Annotated in this window: 17 protein-coding genes; 3 read left to right on the top strand and 14 right to left on the bottom strand. The window is 44.9% G+C overall.

The window, feature by feature from the left end; genetic code table 11:
- Nucleotides 1-78: 78 nt before the first annotated feature.
- Both C7Y66_RS19640 and C7Y66_RS19635 read right to left on the bottom strand, forming a co-directional pair.
- Entirely contained in the window at nucleotides 79-849 is a 771-nt protein-coding gene (locus C7Y66_RS19640) for a hypothetical protein (protein ID WP_106546874.1), read from the bottom strand.
- Between the two features lie 18 nt (nucleotides 850-867).
- Nucleotides 868-1,716: a hypothetical protein gene (locus C7Y66_RS19635; RefSeq protein WP_106546873.1), complete on the bottom strand. Its 849-nt coding sequence runs from the start codon at nucleotides 1,714-1,716 to the stop codon at nucleotides 868-870.
- Between the two features lie 186 nt (nucleotides 1,717-1,902).
- On the opposite strand from C7Y66_RS19635, the gene ispF reads away from it, so the two are divergent.
- Complete coding sequence (gene ispF, locus C7Y66_RS19630) at nucleotides 1,903-2,382, top strand: 2-C-methyl-D-erythritol 2,4-cyclodiphosphate synthase (protein ID WP_106546872.1); 480 nt, start codon at nucleotides 1,903-1,905, stop codon at nucleotides 2,380-2,382.
- Between the two features lie 75 nt (nucleotides 2,383-2,457).
- Here ispF and arsS read toward each other — a convergent pair whose 3' ends face one another.
- The 8 genes from arsS to C7Y66_RS19590 form a co-directional block, all read right to left on the bottom strand.
- Nucleotides 2,458-3,459, bottom strand: a complete 1,002-nt coding sequence (gene arsS, locus C7Y66_RS19625) for an arsenosugar biosynthesis radical SAM (seleno)protein ArsS (RefSeq protein WP_106546871.1) — start codon at nucleotides 3,457-3,459, stop codon at nucleotides 2,458-2,460.
- A 200-nt stretch (nucleotides 3,460-3,659) separates the two neighbouring features.
- Entirely contained in the window at nucleotides 3,660-4,628 is a 969-nt protein-coding gene (gene arsM, locus C7Y66_RS19620) for an arsenosugar biosynthesis arsenite methyltransferase ArsM (protein WP_106546870.1), read from the bottom strand.
- A gap of 171 nt (nucleotides 4,629-4,799) precedes the next feature.
- A complete protein-coding gene (locus tag C7Y66_RS19615) occupies nucleotides 4,800-5,342 on the bottom strand; it encodes a hypothetical protein (RefSeq protein WP_015154166.1) in 543 nt (180 codons plus the stop codon).
- Between the two features lie 247 nt (nucleotides 5,343-5,589).
- On the bottom strand, nucleotides 5,590-5,805 hold the full coding sequence (locus C7Y66_RS19610) for an NAD(P)H-quinone oxidoreductase subunit O (RefSeq protein ID WP_015154165.1): 216 nt from the start codon (nucleotides 5,803-5,805) through the stop codon (nucleotides 5,590-5,592).
- Nucleotides 5,806-5,955: 150 nt separating this feature from the next.
- Nucleotides 5,956-6,885 carry a DNA-formamidopyrimidine glycosylase gene (locus C7Y66_RS19605; protein WP_106546869.1) on the bottom strand — a complete coding sequence of 310 codons (930 nt, stop codon included), beginning with the start codon at nucleotides 6,883-6,885 and terminating at the stop codon, nucleotides 5,956-5,958.
- A gap of 3 nt (nucleotides 6,886-6,888) precedes the next feature.
- Nucleotides 6,889-7,263: a photosystem I reaction center subunit IV gene (locus C7Y66_RS19600; RefSeq protein WP_015154163.1), complete on the bottom strand. Its 375-nt coding sequence runs from the start codon at nucleotides 7,261-7,263 to the stop codon at nucleotides 6,889-6,891.
- A 149-nt stretch (nucleotides 7,264-7,412) separates the two neighbouring features.
- Nucleotides 7,413-8,075 (bottom strand): DUF6391 domain-containing protein, encoded by a 663-nt coding sequence (locus C7Y66_RS19595; protein ID WP_106546868.1) that lies wholly within the window; start codon nucleotides 8,073-8,075, stop codon nucleotides 7,413-7,415.
- 117 nt (nucleotides 8,076-8,192) lie between these two features.
- Nucleotides 8,193-8,468, bottom strand: coding sequence for a LuxR C-terminal-related transcriptional regulator (locus tag C7Y66_RS19590; protein ID WP_015154161.1), 276 nt, complete (start codon nucleotides 8,466-8,468; stop codon nucleotides 8,193-8,195).
- A gap of 341 nt (nucleotides 8,469-8,809) precedes the next feature.
- Here C7Y66_RS19590 and C7Y66_RS19585 point away from each other — a divergent pair, with 341 nt between their 5' ends.
- Nucleotides 8,810-9,787 (top strand): carbohydrate kinase, encoded by a 978-nt coding sequence (locus tag C7Y66_RS19585; protein WP_106546884.1) that lies wholly within the window; start codon nucleotides 8,810-8,812, stop codon nucleotides 9,785-9,787.
- Between the two features lie 120 nt (nucleotides 9,788-9,907).
- Here C7Y66_RS19585 and C7Y66_RS19580 read toward each other — a convergent pair whose 3' ends face one another.
- From C7Y66_RS19580 to C7Y66_RS19570, 3 genes are all read right to left on the bottom strand, one after another.
- Nucleotides 9,908-10,807, bottom strand: coding sequence for a hypothetical protein (locus C7Y66_RS19580; protein WP_106546867.1), 900 nt, complete (start codon nucleotides 10,805-10,807; stop codon nucleotides 9,908-9,910).
- 110 nt (nucleotides 10,808-10,917) lie between these two features.
- The gene (locus C7Y66_RS19575) at nucleotides 10,918-12,237 is read right to left on the bottom strand and encodes a 3-isopropylmalate dehydratase large subunit (protein WP_106546866.1); all 1,320 of its coding nucleotides are present in this window, start codon (nucleotides 12,235-12,237) and stop codon (nucleotides 10,918-10,920) included.
- 237 nt (nucleotides 12,238-12,474) lie between these two features.
- Nucleotides 12,475-14,619 (bottom strand): peptidase domain-containing ABC transporter, encoded by a 2,145-nt coding sequence (locus tag C7Y66_RS19570; RefSeq protein ID WP_106546865.1) that lies wholly within the window; start codon nucleotides 14,617-14,619, stop codon nucleotides 12,475-12,477.
- Nucleotides 14,620-15,176: 557 nt separating this feature from the next.
- Here C7Y66_RS19570 and C7Y66_RS19565 point away from each other — a divergent pair.
- Nucleotides 15,177-16,574, top strand: coding sequence for an HlyD family efflux transporter periplasmic adaptor subunit (locus C7Y66_RS19565; protein ID WP_106546864.1), 1,398 nt, complete (start codon nucleotides 15,177-15,179; stop codon nucleotides 16,572-16,574).
- 111 nt (nucleotides 16,575-16,685) lie between these two features.
- On the opposite strand, the gene C7Y66_RS19560 is transcribed toward C7Y66_RS19565, so the two are convergent.
- Complete coding sequence (locus C7Y66_RS19560; RefSeq protein WP_158265960.1) at nucleotides 16,686-18,086, bottom strand: M48 family metallopeptidase; 1,401 nt, start codon at nucleotides 18,084-18,086, stop codon at nucleotides 16,686-16,688.
- Nucleotides 18,087-18,154 lie beyond the last annotated feature (68 nt).

The following is an 18,154-nucleotide window of genomic DNA, read 5'->3' as shown; positions in this document are numbered from 1 at the left end:
TGTCAGTTATCAGTTATCAGTGACTAGTGGCTGGTGACTAGCGACTAGCTGAAGAATTCTACTACTAGCCACTAGCCGCTAGCTACTCACTTTTATGACTACTAATGTCGTATCATCGTTTTTAATTATCTTTTGTTGTCTGAGTTGATTAATAAAGCAATCGAAATCATGCTGATTTTGAAAATAAAACATTTTTTTCCAGTCTTCTCCTTGAGCTTCATAATCTGATATAAGCCATTGAGATAAGGCATCTGTTGCTAGTAAAAAAATATCTCCGTACTCATACCATCCTGCGGCAAATTGAGGCGGAAATGAAGTGTATTCCGGTAAACTTTCAAAACAGAGTGTTGTGCTTTTAAAATCTCGTGCAGCGGTCAGAGGGAAGGTGAGGAGATTGTCAGTCTCCTGCTCTAGTTTAAATAAACAAGTATCTCCTACGGCGACAGCTTGCCATTGGCTTTTGGGAAAATCTTCTAAGTTTTGTGGCTCTAAGTTTTGTAGTTGTAACCCCAAAAAAGTAGCTGAGCCGCGATTTTTGATTTCCGAGCCTCCTTGCCACCATTTACGATTAGGAGATTGAAGTTTGGTTAAGTAGTATTGTCGCCAGATTTCTTGGGATGGCTGCAACCAACTCTCGTGCGATCGCCGGATACTCTCAATCGGATTTTCTGCTACATGACAAAAAGATTTGACGAGAATCTCCGCCCATTTTTGCGGGTATAGCGAAGTACTAGCCCCGTCTGCTAGAGCTACTAAACTACCATCGGGGCTGTTCTCAAAGCGATCTTGAATGTTTTGCTCTAGTTCGCCAACTTTAGGTAGAGAGAAATAGCGGATTTCATAAGACATTGAATTTAGGTAGATAATCTACCCGCGAAATTCTGCTTTTGTTCCTATTTCTAATAGTTGAATCAGGGTTTCGAGTTTGGCATTATACACAAAACCTTTAGCGTATGGAGTTGGATTTAACCCAGATGCCGCAGCGCGTTCGAGCATATTTGGGGGCAATTCGCTAGAAGTTTCAAATAAAAATTGAGCGTAACTATCTCCCGTGGGTAACTGGGTGGGAGCAGCGGGCAGGACGACTTCTTGTGCTGCATTACCAGAGATATGAGCGTTGAGTAACAAAGTCTTGCCATCGTCTGTTTCTAGTCCTGCGAGTGCCTCAGCTGCTTTGCGGGTTGTGGGTAAGGAGTCGGCTTCACCATCGGTAATATTAATTACAACAGGGGGAAAGCTAGAGGGATGCGTTTCAATCCAGTCTTGGACTAATTGATGCGCCATTTCAAATGCTTCTGTCATAGGAGTTTCTCCCACCGCCGCAGGTTCGATCCAAATCGGAAATTGGTCGTCGATTTCTACTAATCCGCCTGCTCCATCCGATACTTTTCTTTTGATAGTTTCGACTCGCAAGCAATTTTCGGTGAGTTCTTGAATGGTGACAACTGGTTTCGCGGCTAATGTTCCCGAAAAAGCATTGACGGCTGCATCTTTTAGCTTGCCATAGCCCAATACTGAGATGTCGCAGCTATTTTTAATGTCCTCGCCATCAGTACAAGCTAAGACTGTCTCGCGCAATACCCGATTCACAGCCTTAGCGCATTCTTTCGATTTCGTGCCTGCGGAACCAAACGGATAGCACATAGAGAAAGATTGATCGATTAGGATGACTAGGTATCCCGGCGTAGCACGACTAATTTCTTGGGTGTAAGACATAGCAGTTAAGTCCCAAAGATTTGTGGGAGCGATTATACAAAATCTCGCAACTTGGCTAAATGACTGACTGCGCCTGGTAGATTAGTGTTGGCGATCTAAAATCTCTTTTTGGCGATCGCAAAGTTTTAAAGTTGTATTGCCAATAATTAACAACTCAATTACATATATTCACAGGAAATTCATTCTATGCAAAAAATTCGCATCGGTAACGGCTACGACATCCACCAACTAACTACAGAACGCCGTCTGATTTTGGGAGGGGTGGAAATTCCGCATGAATTGGGATTATTGGGACATAGCGATGCCGACGTACTCACCCATGCGATTATGGATGCCATGCTGGGGGCGCTGAGTCTGGGAGATATTGGCTTGTATTTCCCCCCGTCCGATCCGCAATGGAAAGGTGCAGATAGTTTGGTACTGCTGAGTAAAGTCAACCAACTCATTCAAGAAAGGGGTTGGCAAATTGGTAATATCGATTCCGTAGTCGTAGCAGAACGCCCAAAACTAAAACCTCATATTACAGCCATGCGCGATCGCCTTGCCACCGTTCTGCAAGTGGAGTCAGAACAAATCGGCATCAAAGCGACTACCAACGAAAAATTAGGTCCCGTAGGACGCGAAGAAGGGATCTGCGCCTATGCTGTTGCTTTACTGGTGCAGTAAGGCAAAAGTCAAAAGTCAAAAGTCAAAAGTCAAAAGTCATGACCGCTCGCTGATAACTGGTCACTTGGTCACTGGTCAATGCTCCCTGCTCTCTGTCAACGCTCCACCACAACTGGAACCGCTCCCAGCCGTGCAGCCGTAACAATAGGGTGCGGTTTGAATTTCATCGATTACGTCTAAAGTCCCTGCTGCCAAAATTTTCGCTACTGTTAAAGTTTCCCCAGCACGAGTTTTGGCAGGTAAATTCATCATTTGATTAAAATCACAGTCGTAGATATTACCTAAGTAATCTACAGAAAGTTCGTCCCGACACATTAAGTGTTCGACTGTATTCGGATTAAAATTAGACTCTAGAAATTCCAAGTATGAAGCGTACAGTTTTTTTCTTTGTAGGTGTAGCAGCGTGCGCCCTACTGGTAAGTTAGTAATTGTAAATAAGTTATTGAATGTGATTCCAAAATGTTCTTGTAAAAAGATTTTATAATCCTTTTCTAGCTTATGTTGGTCGGGAGTCAGAGAGAAGCGATCGCTGACTGGTAGTTGAGGATTGTATACCAAGTCGAGAATTAATTCAGGCTCTTTACCATAACCCAATCGATTTAGGGTTTGTATGGCTGCGATCGAAGCGTCGAAAACTCCTTGTCCTCGCATTTTATCCACATTGGTAGCCATATAGCAGGGGAGTGAAGCAACGATTCTCGTTTGATGTCGAGTGCAATATTCTGGCAAATCTTCAAAACCAGGTTCAAAGTAAATCGTTAAATTAGATCTAACAATAACTTGCTTACCATGTTGGCGTGCGGTTTCAACTATAGGTTTAAAACCGTAATTCATTTCTGGAGCGCCACCAGTTAAATCAACAATTTGAATTTCAGGAAATCGTTCGATAACTTGAATTAATTGACTGCAAATTACGGGTGAAAGTTCCTCTGTTCGTTTTGGACTTGCCTCAACATGACAATGAGTGCAAGCCAGGTTACAGCGCTTACCTAAATTTATTTGTAAAACTTTGATTTGACTTTTAGTTAAAGGCGTTTTTAATTTACGGGCGAAAGGTGTAATTGATGTTTGAATCATTTTTTCTAGTAGGGTGGGCAACGCCCATCATATGCTTGAATGTTACTATTAACTATCGATCGCCAATCATCGTTTATCGGCTTTTCTATTAAGGCGAGCGATGCTCGCTCTACGTTAATTTTTCTAGTAAGGTGGGCATTGCCCACCCTACATTAACCATCTCAACCATCAACCATCAACCATCAACTATTAACTATTAACTAACAACATCCGCCCCCAGTATAGTGCCAAGTTGAATTAGTCACTATAACTTCAGTTGGCATCAAAGCAGCGAGTTTGGCTGCTGTTTTATCGCAGACTGCGGCTGGAATTCCTTGTTGAAGTACGTGTCCGGCTGAGTCATCAAAAAAGGATTCTGTACCAGCATAAATGGCTGTTTTTCCTGTAAAAATACAGGCTCCATCATCTGGGATTGGCACTTTGAAAGATACAGAATCGAGGCTTTCTAAAAGCAAATTTTCTTCCAGGTTGTATGTATGACAATCTAACAACCGATAGGGACGACGCGCCCGAATTTCAACTTGTCCAAAACCAGCATCTACGATCGTCTGAGTATACTCATCATATGTAAGTGCGCCTGACAGACACATCGCCCGCAGTCTTTCATCTTGTTGCAGGTGTACTGGAATCGGACGAGTGGCGATTGGATCGCTCATTTGCAAGCGTCCGCCTGGTTTTAGCACTCGCCAAGCTTCTTTTAAGGCAAGAGTTAAATCATCTGGTTCAAATATATTAAACAGACAGTTCTGCGCTACTACATCCACAGATGCATCTGGCATGGGGAGATTAAAAGCATCACCTGCCCGAATTTCGACAAAACTAGGATCGAACCAAGGATTTTCTGTCACAGCAGCTTGTAGGTTCCGTGTAGCTGCTTCGCACATGGCTGCAACTGGATCGACAGCAATTACAGCACCAGGACGACGAGAAAAATAAGCGAATTGTAATGCCTCTAAACCACCACCAACGCCTACATATAGCACTGTCGGTTGGTTGGCTAGTTCAGTAGGGTGGACAGTTGTACCACAACCGTAGTTCATCTCCTGCATTGCCAGGGGAATTTTGAGTCCGGGTAGTTGCAGGGGACTGCTTTGCACGCAGCATAGACCCACTTGGGGTGTTTCTGCGACTTCGGAGTAAAACTTTGCTGTTGTCTCTAAATAACTCATTGTCAGCTGGAGTAAAATGCCGAGATGAATATGGCGTATTCTTTGGCACTGTGTTCTACTCTAGCGGATTTTTACTCTCGCGAATCCTCATAAAGAAGTAGCGGTTGACATCTTGACGCAGCAGAGATAAACTGGCGATCGCCCAAGCACAGAAGTTAGGGAAAATCCGTGTCAAAGCGATCGATTTTTTGTTGCTTGTTCTAAAAAATGACGCACGCCTTCGCTCATTTGTAATAAATTAGGTTCGATTTTTTTACCTAAAAAATCCTCAACCACATGGGCTATAGTCCCAGTCAGAAACCAAGGCACTCCCTTCATCTGATGCGGATCGATACTCATTGCTCCCCGACTCTGAATTAAAGTTGTATCGCCCTCAGCAATGAATTGATTTTTCCCACCACAATGTACGGCTTCTGTGAAAGCATGAGTTTTGATTTGCCATTCCAGCGTCAGATTTGATTCATCCCAAGTATTGTATTCCGTCCAAGACAGCATATCTTCGCTGAGAATTGCTCTAGCTGCGGCAGGAATTTCACCGCCACCATGCCATTCATTTATGGTGTAAACTTTGCCATTTTCTTCGCGCCGAGATTTGATTTGAACCGATCGCACGTTGTGCATGTAGGGAATGAGATCGTTCAGCTTATCTCGGTATGTAGCATAGACAAGGTGACAAGGGAAAGGAATGCGGGTATCAGCCGAAATATTTGTCATTTAGTTTAAAGTTTCTTAAATACAGTCGTAGCTAATCCTAAAGATTGTCAAAAAGCGATCGCCTTTTTACAATCCGCCAGAGAATTAGCTAACTGAGTATAACCCCTGGTGTAACCCTGAAACTACAGTTTTGTCTCCTTGATAATTTACGCACTTGAAGCTTCAGATCTCGATCCCCCCTAACTTCCATGAAAAAGGGGGGAATTTAAAGCCCTGTTTTTATCTCAGTTGGGAGATCTCTTTTAAATTACTTGAATGACTCTAGTTGATCGACTCGCAACCAAATATTCGGAGTTGGTACATGTCCAAATACGACTAACGCATAGTCACCTTTAATATCTAAAACCTCTCCTTTGGTTTCAAAAATATAGCTGGGAAAGCGAGAATCGCTAGCTTGTGCTTCTAGGCTATTTTCTAGCTGTTCGCGCACGGCACGAACCATATCCCCTCTTTTAATCGCCATATGCTGCTCTTTCAAATTGCTAAACTATTTCTTTTCGCATTTTACAGTTATCAGGGAGCAGGGAGCAGGGAGTAGGGAGTAGGGAATAAGGAATAGGGAATTGATATTAATTCCGAATTCCGAATTCCGAATTCCGAATTCCCTCGCCCCTCATTTCTGGCATTGCGGACAGAAGTGAGCCGATCGCCCAGCTAAACGTAGTTTGAGTATGGGAGTATTGCAGATGCGGCAGGGTTTGCCCGATCGGTTATAAACCCAAGCTACACCGCCATAATTACCGTTAACGCCTTGAACGTTGAGAAAATTACTAAAAGTCGTGCCACCAGCGTTGATACTCGCTTCTAACACTTCAAGAATGGCGGTTCGCAGGCGCGATATTTGTGGCGATCGCAAATCCGCACATAAGGTCTGGGGTTGCACGCCAGCACGAAACAGCGCTTCGTCAGCGTAGATGTTACCGATTCCTGCAACGATTGATTGGTCTAATAAGGCATTTTTGATCGGACGACGGCGATCGCGCAATTTTGCCGCAAAATATTCCACAGAAAAATCTGAAGAAAACGGATCGGGACCCAATGTTGCTAATCCCGTCACGACTGATTCAACCGCTCGTTCTGGAGGAACCCACCACATCTGTCCGAAAGTGCGTTGATCGACGAAGCGCAATTCCCAATTCTCAGCCAAAAATAATCGGACTCGCGTATGTTTGTGTAAAGGCTCGTCCTGTGGAAGCCATAACAGCTGTCCAGTCATTCGTAAGTGAACACCAAGAAATTCGGAATTCGGAATTCGGAATTCGGAATTTGGGATTAGTTGTGACTTGCGACTTGCGACTTGCGACTTGCAACTTGGAATTGCTCCCTGCTCCCTGCTCCCTTTGACTAACTCTGCCAGCAGATACTTCCCGCGTCGATGCCATTGGGCGATCGCTTTTCCCGAGATCCCGTTGAGAAAATCTGCCACAGAAAACGGGTAGGCAATGGTGCGATCGAGCAACACATCCCCACCCGTAATTTCTCGATTCAGGGTGACTTGATTTGCACCCCGTCGAACTGTTTCTACCTCTGGCAATTCAGGCACGATTTATCGTTTTTCAGTTCCCTGATTGCCACCACCTTCTACCAGTGGATCGCTACTACCGGATTCTTGTACGGCAGCACCTTTAGCTGTAGATTGTCCAGCTTGTCCTGTTTTGCGGATATCTTCCTGAATTGGAGTCTGCTGACCACCAGAAGCCACAGGCGTAGCCTTCTTCGCTTTAGCTTTTGGTTTTTCTATTTCTAGAAGTTCAAAATCAGCAAAGTTGTTAGTATTTACGCCAGCATAGTTCACTTTATCAAAGCGAACGATGACTGGATACTTGATGCCGCTTTTGTCAACAGAAGCAACAAGACCAACATCTTGATACCAGTAGGATTCTCTTCTTAAGATCCGCACCTTAGAACCACGTTCAACCATGAGTATCTTCCCTGTTATAGATAATTGCTAATCGAGCGGGTTAATAGCATCAAGATACAATGTTTTGGTAATCTCACAATCAACTGTTAAGTTATTTATCTAAAGCGGTCATTGGTCATTCGTGAGTGACTAGTCACCAGCACTAGTCACTAGTCACTAATAACTAATTCCCGCCAGCGAACTTGGACGAAGTGGGCAGTGCGTCCGGTTTCGTCGCGAACATCTGCGATATTAACTATTTCCAAATTGAAGGGGATAGCTGTCGTGACATGGCGCTGTGCTAGCATTCCCAGTTCGGGAGTTAAATTGGCGGCGGCTGTTGCTGCTACTCCTAACCCCAACATCTGCTCGATCGGCGATCGCGGTAGCAGCAAATGCATACCCATGACTAGTCCCAAGCCTAGCAACAATCCTACCGACACATTCGTACCGCAACGGGGATGCAAGGCTAAATTCCACTCTCCATTGGTAAGACGCTGAAGGGCAGCCAGCACTGCCCGCTGTAGTTCGATTTTATTCACCTGACCGTAAATGTAAAAGCCTCGTTCAGTAGATAGACCGCCTAACGATTCGTTGTCTGTTTGCTGGGACGAAAAACGAGGATATGGCGATCGCCCTGACTGGCTTAAGAGCCAAACTGTAGCGTGTTCTAGTGCATGAACTTGCCTCAGCATCAACAGTTCTTTCAACCCGGGAACAAAGGGAAGATGCTTGACTAAATCCGCGTCTTGGGTAGGTTGAGGAATATTCTCCTCAAAATTGAACCAAGGGATTAACGATTCAAAAACGTTGTCTGGGGCGAAATTGTTCATACCAACACCGCTAGTAGCAGCCCGATCGGAGACTTTTCTCTTAATCTAGCGCTTACTACTTTAAAGCAGTCGAGCCGCGAAATTTCGCGACTCGACTATTGTTAGAAAATTTAATTGCTAGAAAACTTCGCGATCGCCACTCACGGGTAAAGGGCAGCAGTTAACATCGTTAAGACAGACTTTTCCCCACTGTAAAGCCCATCGTACCAAAGATACGCGATTTTCTGTAGCTGTTTTGGTCAAAATATTACTAATGTGATTGTCAACAGTACGCTTGCTGATTTCCAACTTTTCTGCTATTTCCTGATTGGTCAAGCCAGCAGCTACCAAATCGATGATTTGTAGCTCTCTTTCTGACAGGGAAACAGGGTTTTGAGACTCGCCACCAGCCATGAAGTATTTTTTCCTTAGTAGATCTACTCACGCTCCTCTTTCAATTCTAGAGGATTCTTCTAGTGACGATCCTCTATCGTTTTAGAAGTTTGACTAGTATTTTTGCTCTATAAGCTGACATTGGAGCAAAAAGAGAACTGTAATAAATTTAGTAAAGCTTAATTAAGTAATATTTGTTACTTAAAGAAGAAGTAGTGAGTGGCTAGCGGCTAGTGGCTGGTAGAACCAGATTCTTAGTTTCGGTCTAGTCACTAGTCACCAGTCACTAGCCACTGATAACTGACAACTGTTTCTGTTGTAGGGTAATGGTAAAGTCGTACATTCATTAAATGCTGGCTGGAATGAGTAATTCTCGCGTGCTGTGCTTGGGTGAAATTCTGTTCGATCTGATTGCCGATCAACTAGGGCGATCGCTCGAACAAGTTGAGTCTTGGACACCCTATCCTGGTGGCGCACCTGCTAATGTCGCCTGTGCTTTGGTCAAGCTCGGTACAACTTCTAGTTTCATTGGCTGTGTGGGTAAAGACGAACCAGGAAATACCTTAGTAGAGTTACTGCAAACTGTAGGAGTCGATACGACGGGGATTCAACGCCATCCCACAGCACCAACAAGGCAAATCTATGTTACCCGCACTGAGTCAGGCGATCGCATTTTTGCAGGTTTTGCCGACTACGACACGGCAGAATTTGCCGATACGCATCTACAAGCGTCTGCTTTGCCTGTATCCCTATTTGAGGACGCTGATTTTCTCGTACTGGGAACTTTAGAACTTGCTTATCCCGAGAGTGGTGCTAGCATCCGCCGCGCTTTACAACTCGCAGACCAATATAATGTCAAAATTTTGCTAGATGTCAACTGGCGACCTGTATTTTGGCAAGATCCCGATAAGGCTGTAGCGACAATCTTAGAAATCGTGCCGCACGTCGATTTTCTCAAACTTTCTAAAGAAGAAGCACTCTTGCTATTTCAAACAGCCGATCCAGGGGCGATCGCCTATCGCCTCAATACCGTCGAAGGAGTGCTGATCACGGATGGAGAAAATGGTTGCGCTTACTGCTTGTCTGAAAATGAAGGCAAAGCCCCTAGTTTTTCCGTGCCTGTCGTCGAAACCACTGGTGCGGGTGACAGCTTTGTAGCTGGCTTCGTCCACCAGTTATGTCAACGGGGTATTCACAGCCTCGCTGATGCCGCAATTGCCAAACAGGTTGTCACCTATGCTAGTGCGGCAGGGGCGCTGACGACAACCAAACCAGGCGCGATCGCCGCCCAACCCACCGCCGCAGAAGTGGAAGCTTTTTTAACAAGGAATGAGGGGTAAGAAAGTGGTGTGGGGAGAATTCGGAATTCGGAATTCGGAATTCGGAATTAATTGCGAGTTGTGAATTGCGAATTGTCTTGCTCCCTCAGCTCCCTCAGCTCTCTTCCCCTGCTCCCTTCCTCAAGGATTTGGCGCTGACTGAGTGTTGCCTGGGGAAGAAGGGGTTGGGAAGGAAGGATTTTGCTGGCTGGTGGGAGCAGATGTTTGTGGAGCAACACTGCTAGAACCATCGCGAGGAGAAGCATTCATGCCATTACTATTACCACCCAAGCCGCTAGGAGCGATCGCGCTTTGACTGGGAATTGCTGAGGTATTACCAGGAAGGTTTGTCGCGTTGGAATTAGCGCCTGTCGTTCCATTACCGCTATTCGGGCTGAAGGGGTTGAGATAGGTAAAGTTGTTGCCTTTAGCAGGTTCGAGATTAGATAATCGGGACGATGATGAAGATGTAGACGAGCCACCAGCACCACGACCGTAGGCAGTTGATAAATTACTACTACTGCCAGGACTAGCACTATAGGGACTGTTGCTGATGCTAGTAGGAGACTGGTATCGACCCATTGTCGATTGAGAGTAAGGGTTGTCTACATTATTGGATAAAGAATCGTTCAACGACGCAGGCGATCGCCGTTGATTTGCAACTCTTTCATCTAGCGGATCTGTGGTATCTAGAGTACTACTACCACCGCTACTAGAGGAGTTTGTACTAGTTCCACCAAAAGCAGAGTCGCTACCCAATCCAGTTCCAGCACTGCTATCAGCAGGGAGATCGATGGGATTTGCAGTGTCAAGGGGTGCGACTTGACTCGGTTCGGCGTTGTTTTCCCCTGAAGGATTTTGTCCGCCGTTTGGATTACCAACAGCACCACCTGTACTCACAGCAGGTGGACGAGATGGCTGTAGCGATAATAAAGGAATGCACAGCAAGACTCCACCACCTAAAACTGCCGCGATCGCCATCACAATTTTTTGCTGCGGACTCAAATAATTATAGGTTCTCACTAAATTTCGCAAATTCATTGTAATTTTTCCTGATAACGGTAATGGGTAATTGGTAATAGGCAAGAAGTAAGTAGTAAGAGGTAAGAGACAGAATCTTAACTTACGACTTACGACTTACAACTTACGACTTACAAAAACTCTCTCGGATCGGTGACGTAACCTGTCAAGGCAGAAGCGGCGGCGGTGTAGGGGGAAGCGAGATAAATTTGTGCTGACTTATCACCCATGCGACCAGGGAAATTACGATTAGTCGTAGAAACGCAAACTTCTGGCTTGTTCATCCGCCCGAAAGTATCTTTTGGTCCCCCTAAACAAGCGGCGCAGGAGGGCGCAGTGGGTTCGATACATCCAGCTTGCAGGAAGATTTCTGATAGAGTCTGCCCTTCGTATTTGAGTGTAAACAAGTCGTTGTAAACTTTTTGCGTCGCAGGTACGAGGTAGGTAGGTACTTTGACTTGCTGTCCTTTGAGAATATGGGCGGCGTGGATAAAGTCTTCAGTTTTACCCCCCGTGCAGGAACCAATGTACACGCGATCGATCTTGACATCGCTGCATTCTCGTGCCAAGGCGCGGTTATCTGGAGAGTGGGGTTGAGCGACAACTGGCTCTAACTGCGAGACATCGTAACGGCGATCGCTGTAGAATTTGGCATCGGAGTCGGTGTAGACTGGCTCGAATGGTTTATCGGTACGGGCGCGGACGTACTCGAAAGTGGTATCATCAGCCGCGATCGTCCCATTTTTGCCCCCAGCTTCGATCGCCATATTACACAGGGTCATGCGGTCTTCCATTGTCATGCGGCTGACGGTTTCCCCGGTAAATTCCATCGTCCGATAGTTGGCTCCAGCGACGCTAATATCGCCGATAATTTGCAAAATTAGGTCTTTTGCCAATAAGTAATTGGGCATTTCGCCATCGAGGACGAATCGCATTGTGGCAGGAACTTTAATTAGTAACTTGCCCGTACCCATAATAAATGCTGCATCGGTATTACCAATTCCTGTGGCAAACTGACCGAAAGCGCCAGCATTGCAAGTGTGGGAGTCAGTCCCGAATAAAACTTCCCCAGGGCGGGTATGTCCTTCTTGGGCGAGGGCAATGTGACAGACCCCTTTATAATCTGGGTTAGCTTTAAAATTGCCGCGATCGGTGATGTCGTAGAAGTATTTAATTCCTTGTTCGTGGGCGAAATCGCGTAGAATATCTACGTTGCGATTGGCGCGTTCGTCGGCGGTAAAGATGTAGTGGTCTGGGATGAGGACGATCTTTTCAGGGTTCCATACTTTTGTATCTGCACCAAACTCGCGCTTGAAGACACCGATAGTTCCAGGTCCACAAACATCGTGTGTCATCAACAAGTCAACATCCACCCAGATATTTTCCCCTGGTTCGACCGCGTTTCGACCGGAGGCTTTAGCTAAGATTTTTTCTGTCAGGGTCATCCCCATAGCGATCGCATTCCTCTCTTCCGACACATATCTACAGGATCTATGCTACTTCGCGATCGACGGTTGCGTTTTAAAGATACAGCAAAAAGATACAGCAAAAGGTCTTGCTTGGTTGCAAATGTAGTTGAATTTCTGGCTGTTGCTGATGGAGATTAATGCCCACTTTTACATGAGATCCCCTCAACCCCCCTTATCAAGGGGGGCTAGGGGGGATCTACATAGATTGTTATGGATTGTTTACGGATGCAAAAATTCTACATGCTCCCCAGGGTGTGCTTGTAATTCTGCGATCGTTCCCTGAGCATACATTCTTCCTTGACGTAAGAAGATAACCCAGTCAGCTAAATTAATCACGCGAGGACGATGGCTGATCAAAATTGTGGTTTTGCCGCGACGATGATAAAGTAACTGATTTAACACTTGCGATTCACTTGCCGGATCTAGCCCTGCCGTGGATTCGTCGAGAATTAAAATGGGCGGATTGTTAACAATAGCACGGGCGATCGCCAATCTTTGTCTTTGTCCGCCCGAGAGACTCGCGCCAAATTCACCTAAAACTGTTTGATACTTATCAGATAACTTCGCGATAAACTCATCTGCTTGGGCAATTTCGCACGCTCTGACAATTTGATCGAAGCGAACGTGGGGCATTCCTAACCGAAAGTTTTCAATAATCGAACGACTCCAAAAATGCGGTTCTTGAGGTACTAAAATTGCTTGTTGTCGCAGGCAGTCTAATGAAATATCTTGAATGTTATATCTGCCAATCCGAATGTTACCCGACTGTGGCGTATACAAACCTGCAATCAGTTTAGCTACCGTGCTTTTACCGCAACCTGACTTACCGATCAGCGCTACAACTTGACCTCCAGGAATAGTCAGCGAAAAATCTTGCACGACATCTGTTCTACCAGGGTAATGAAACTCAATTTTAGAACAGACAATATCAGATGTATCGGAAATATCTACCCAAGGTTTTTGCTTTTCATCTTTGATTTCTGGTGGATGGGTAATCACTTCTTGCAAGCGAGAATTAGCTGTCTCGATGCGAGCGAATTCATCGACAAAATCGAGTGAGGAAATGATAAATGTAGCTACATTACGGTTTAACGTAGTAAATGCTAGTAGCTGACCGAGACTGAGTTCTTTCCCTATGACCAAAGTACTGCCAAACCAAAGTAGAGCTACTCCACCCACGTCTGCAACTAGCCCAGAAAAGGTATTATTGACAATACCAATTTGCATTGTCCCAAATGCTAGATTTGCTAATTGACCGAAACGACTTTGATATTCCTCCCAAAACTGGGGAGCCGCAGCAGTTGTTTTGAGTGTTAGCGCTCCCTTGAATGTTTCTACTAAAATTCCTTGATTTTCTACTTCCGTAACTAATAGTTTACGAGTTTTTTGCTGCAAGCTTGGCAAAAATAAAATTGTCGATAAAGTCATCGCGCCTGCTAAAAATACAGCAAACACAGTCAGTTTTTGACTGTACATTAGCATGAAAATAAAAGAAACTATAGCGACAAATAACTCTCCTGGTAAGCTGATAATAGCTCGCGAGAGCAATAAATTTATTTCTTGAATATCTCGCAGTCTACTAACAATTTCTCCACTGCGCCGTGACTCATAGTAAAGTAGGGGCAATCGTAAAATTTGCCGTCCAAATTCTAGAATTAAACCTAGTTCTATTCTCTGAGCGAAATGAGCGATCAAATTGCTTTGCACCAGTGCCAAGCCACGCCTGACAAAACTCAGTACGATAACTGCCAGTACTACAGATGTCAGTAGTTGCAAATCGCCCCGAATCAGCACGTCATCTGTCAAGATTTGGAGGAGAAACGGAGTCGCTAAAGACAGTAAACCAACGGCGATCGCGCACCCAACAGCTTCGGCAAGAATGGCGCGATATACCCAAAGTCGCTGTATCCACTGTTCAAAGCGATTGTCTTGTTCTCCAACTTGAGCGTAAAAGCGGACGGGATCGGGTTCTAGCAGCAGCAAAATCCAATCTGTCCAGCCTTCTAGCAACTCCATACGCGACAGATAACGTATTCCAATCGCTGGATCGGCGATCGTGTATTTTTTCCCCTGCTTGCCATACAAAACTACCCAGTGATTGCCTTTCCAGTGAATAATGGCTGGTAAGGGGAGTTGTTGTAGCTTCCACAAAATTTCTGGAGATGCCCTGACAGAACGAGCATTAAAGCCTAAAGCTTCTGCACCCCTACGCAAACCTAGCAGCGTTGTCCCTTGCGGTCCCGTACCTACTGCTTCTCTAATACTATTAATTTTCAGCAGTCGTCCGTAGAATTTAGCAATAGCGGCAAGACAAGCAGCGCCGCAATCTTCTTCACTGTGTTGGAGAACAAGCTTTTGTTTCACGTTTTTTGGTTCTACAATTAAGCTGACTATTTCTCAGACAAACAGATGGAAGCGTTTCTGTTGAAATGTCTAGAAGAATCAAAAATTTGTCTGAATTTGCTCAAGACTTTGTTTGCTCAAGACTCAGATAGTGTAATCAACTGCACAAAGCCGCGATCGCAAATTAATAAACCTTAATGTCTTGAGAACGAATGCAATACTGCTTAATTGTTTGCCTCAATTGCAGGCAACGCTCTCCAATTGCCCGATCGATCTTCGATCGATTTACAACTCAAATAAAGTTGCTGTACAGTAGCGATACTTAAAATTCTAGACTTACAAAAAATATGTTGCAATTTAAACCAAAATTCTTTATGATTTTGCTGCCAATAGCGATTTTGGCATCAAATTACACAAATAAAAATTCTTTTCGTCAGAAAAATTAAACCGAAAAACCAAAGCTAAAAATCAAGAATTATGAACTTTCAAGTTGGCAATATTTGGAGTGAAAAAAATAGCTGACACCCACTCCTATCCTCCTTCTTCTGACCGATGGAAAACTATTTAAGTACTAGCTAATGCAGTCGGAACCAAATAAAAACAGTGTCTTGCGTTTAGTCCGCCAGGACACGCCCAAGAACCCATCACCTGAAGCAAATCCTGCTTTCTTACGCCCAGTGCAGAGTAATGAGTTTCTCCCCCCCGTGAGCCTGTGGACGACTTTAGGTGGGTTGTTGCTACTCGGTACAGTAGCTATAGGGCTGGCTCTGGCTGCTACGATTCATTACAAAGCAATGGTAAAGTCTGCTGCTACTATCCGTCCGGCAGGAGAGACGAGAATAGTCCAAGCCGCGATCGCTGGCTCCATACAACAGATTTTGGTTAAAGAAAACCAATCAGTCAAAAAAGGACAGGCGATCGCAATTATCGATAACGCTCAACTCTTGACAAAACAGCAACAGGTGACGGGCAGCATCAAAAATAACGAATTACAACTGGCTCAAATCGATGCTCAATTACTATCCCTCAAAAGACAGCGTGAGTTTGAGTCAGGCTTAATCGAGCGCAATGTTGCTGCGGCTACTGCCCAATTGCAACGCTATCAACGGGAATATCAGGATCGACAAATCACATCCCAAGCTCAAGTGCAAGAAGCAACAGCAGCACTAGAGTTATCGAAAGTCGAGATGGAACAGTTCAAGCAACTGGCAAATACAGGAGCGGTGACACAGTTACAAATCAAAGAAAAAGAACAAGCATTTGCTGCCGCTGAAGCTAAACTCAAAGGAGCCAAAGCCGCGTTAAATCCTACAAGTGCAGCGATCGCGATGGCAACAGAACAAGTTGCCCAAGAGCGAGCCAAGGGCGAGATCTCCCTAGCTAATTTAAATAAAGACCGAGAGGTGTTGCGTCAACGTCGTCTTGCCCTAGAAAATGAGATCGATCGCGCCGCTAGAGAACTACAGCAAGTCCAGCACGAGCTGAAAAAAGCCGTTCTCTTAACTCCTGACGCTGGTAAAGTCTTGAAACTGGAGTTACGCAACCCCGGACAAGTCGTAAATGTAGGGCAGTCGATCGCGCAGATCGCTCCCAGTCAAGCGGCGCTAACAATTAAAGCGCGAGTAGCTGCTCAAGACATCAGTAGTATTCAAATCTGCCAGAAAGCGGCAGTTGCAGACTGTAAAACCGGAAGAGTGCAGTTGCGGATTTCTGCCTATCCTTATCCCGATTACGGTATTTTACGAGGTGCGGTAAGGGCGATTTCTGCCGACGCGATCGTCCCCCAAAGTCAATCACCCAATACTGCCTCACCATACTACGAAGTCACGATTCAGCCAGAAAAACCTTATCTAGTCAAAGGCGATCGCACCTACTCGCTCAAACCCGGAATGGAAGTTAATGCAGATATTGTTGCCCAAGAAGAAACCGTGCTGAAATTTTTACTCAGAAAGGCAAGGTTACTGACGAGTTTGTAGTAGTTGGTAGTTGGTAGTGGAGAGTCGGGAGTCGGGATTAACTGTTCACTGTTCACTGTTCACTGGTCACTGGTCACTGGTCACTGGTCACTAGTCACTGCTCCCCGCTCCCTACTCCCTGCTATGAAGGCTATTTTTAGCAATGTCGCGAACTTTGGCTTTCAAATTGGGTGGAGCAGCTTTTTCTGCTTGTGAAAAGAGGCGATTGGCAGTTTGTCGATCGCCTTGTTCGATACGGATCAGGGCTTTATTGACCAAAGCTGCAACATTGTCTTTTTCTTGTAAGAGGACGCGATCGTAAGTGGATTCTGCTTTTGGCAGTTGTTCGGTTAGTTTGTAAAGCTGAGCTAAATTCAATTGGAGTTCCAGTCTTTCTGGCTCTTGCCTGACGAGTTTTTCCATTAACGGAATGGCTAAATTTGGTTGTCCTTGTTGGATACGTAGGTTTGCTAGCTCGACTAAAGCATCAAAGTTGCCGGGATCGTTTTGTAGAAGTTGCTCGTAGGCTTGAATTTTGCTGTCTGTGTCTGAAGCAGCTTTGGGTGCGATCGCTAGTGGTTTTCCGCCCCACAATGAGGTGACAGCAATTCCTACAACTCCTAAGATACCTATACCTGATAGGATTAGGGGCAGGCTTTTGCTACCGAGCATCTGTTTGAAAATAAACGTTTGCTCAACGGGAGAAAGTAGCTGTTGCTTTAAACCACTGCCCAAATCTTGTTTAAGTTGCGTTTGGTGCAGCCTTTTCAACTCTGATACAAGCCATAGAATCGGTGTAGCTGCACCAGTTGGTTTAAGTTGGGGTACGCCTGCAAACGTGACTAGCGGGATGGCAGAGTAAAATTTTTGATAGTTCGTTTTGGCTGCATCTAGACGAGATAGGAGAGGTTGAATTTTTTCCTCAATTTGTAGCAGGCTTAACGGTTCTGGGGCAAGTAAATCGCATTTGGTGAAAACTAGGGCGATCGCGTATTTGATATTATGTTGGTTGACTAAAGAGGCGATCGCTGCCACTTGATCGATCGTTTGCGTTAGTTGTGGTAGGTAAGCAGCATTGTTTACTAACGCTTCTGCATTAATAAACGCACAGCAACCATGAGAACTCAACACGAGTTTTTGATATTTAGGGTTATTAAAGTCGCAAGATTCCCCTGGTAAATCCCACCAACTAAAATCGCAGAGAGTCTTAGTTTTCCACCAGCCATGACGCTTCAAACTAAAGTTGAAATTGGCAATTTTCATTGTGGGGGGCGGATATTGACCTGTTTGCGTAATATAGTTCAGAACTTTTTCAATCTTTTCTTGCTCTTGACTGTTGTGGCTATCAAACCATAATTTTTGCGGGCGTTCTGCTGTAAAACCCGAATGCAGTTCGATGTAGCTGCCAGCCAAAAACACTGTTTTGCCAACTCCTCTTTGACCGATACTCAATAAATTTAATGTCTTGGTGGCACTGCTAGATTGCTGATTCATGTGCTGTAAGATCGTCTGTTTTAGAGTAGTAGCGGTCATGAGGAACTCGGAAGTCATAAGTTAGAAATTAGAAGTGTATCCTATAACTGAAATTGAACGTATAGCAG

The organism is Chroococcidiopsis sp. CCALA 051, assembly GCF_003015105.1.
GTDB lineage: Bacteria > Cyanobacteriota > Cyanobacteriia > Cyanobacteriales > Chroococcidiopsidaceae > Chroococcidiopsis > Chroococcidiopsis thermalis.
Note: the sequence above shows the minus strand (reverse complement) of the source record. Positions and strands in the feature narration are given on the sequence as shown.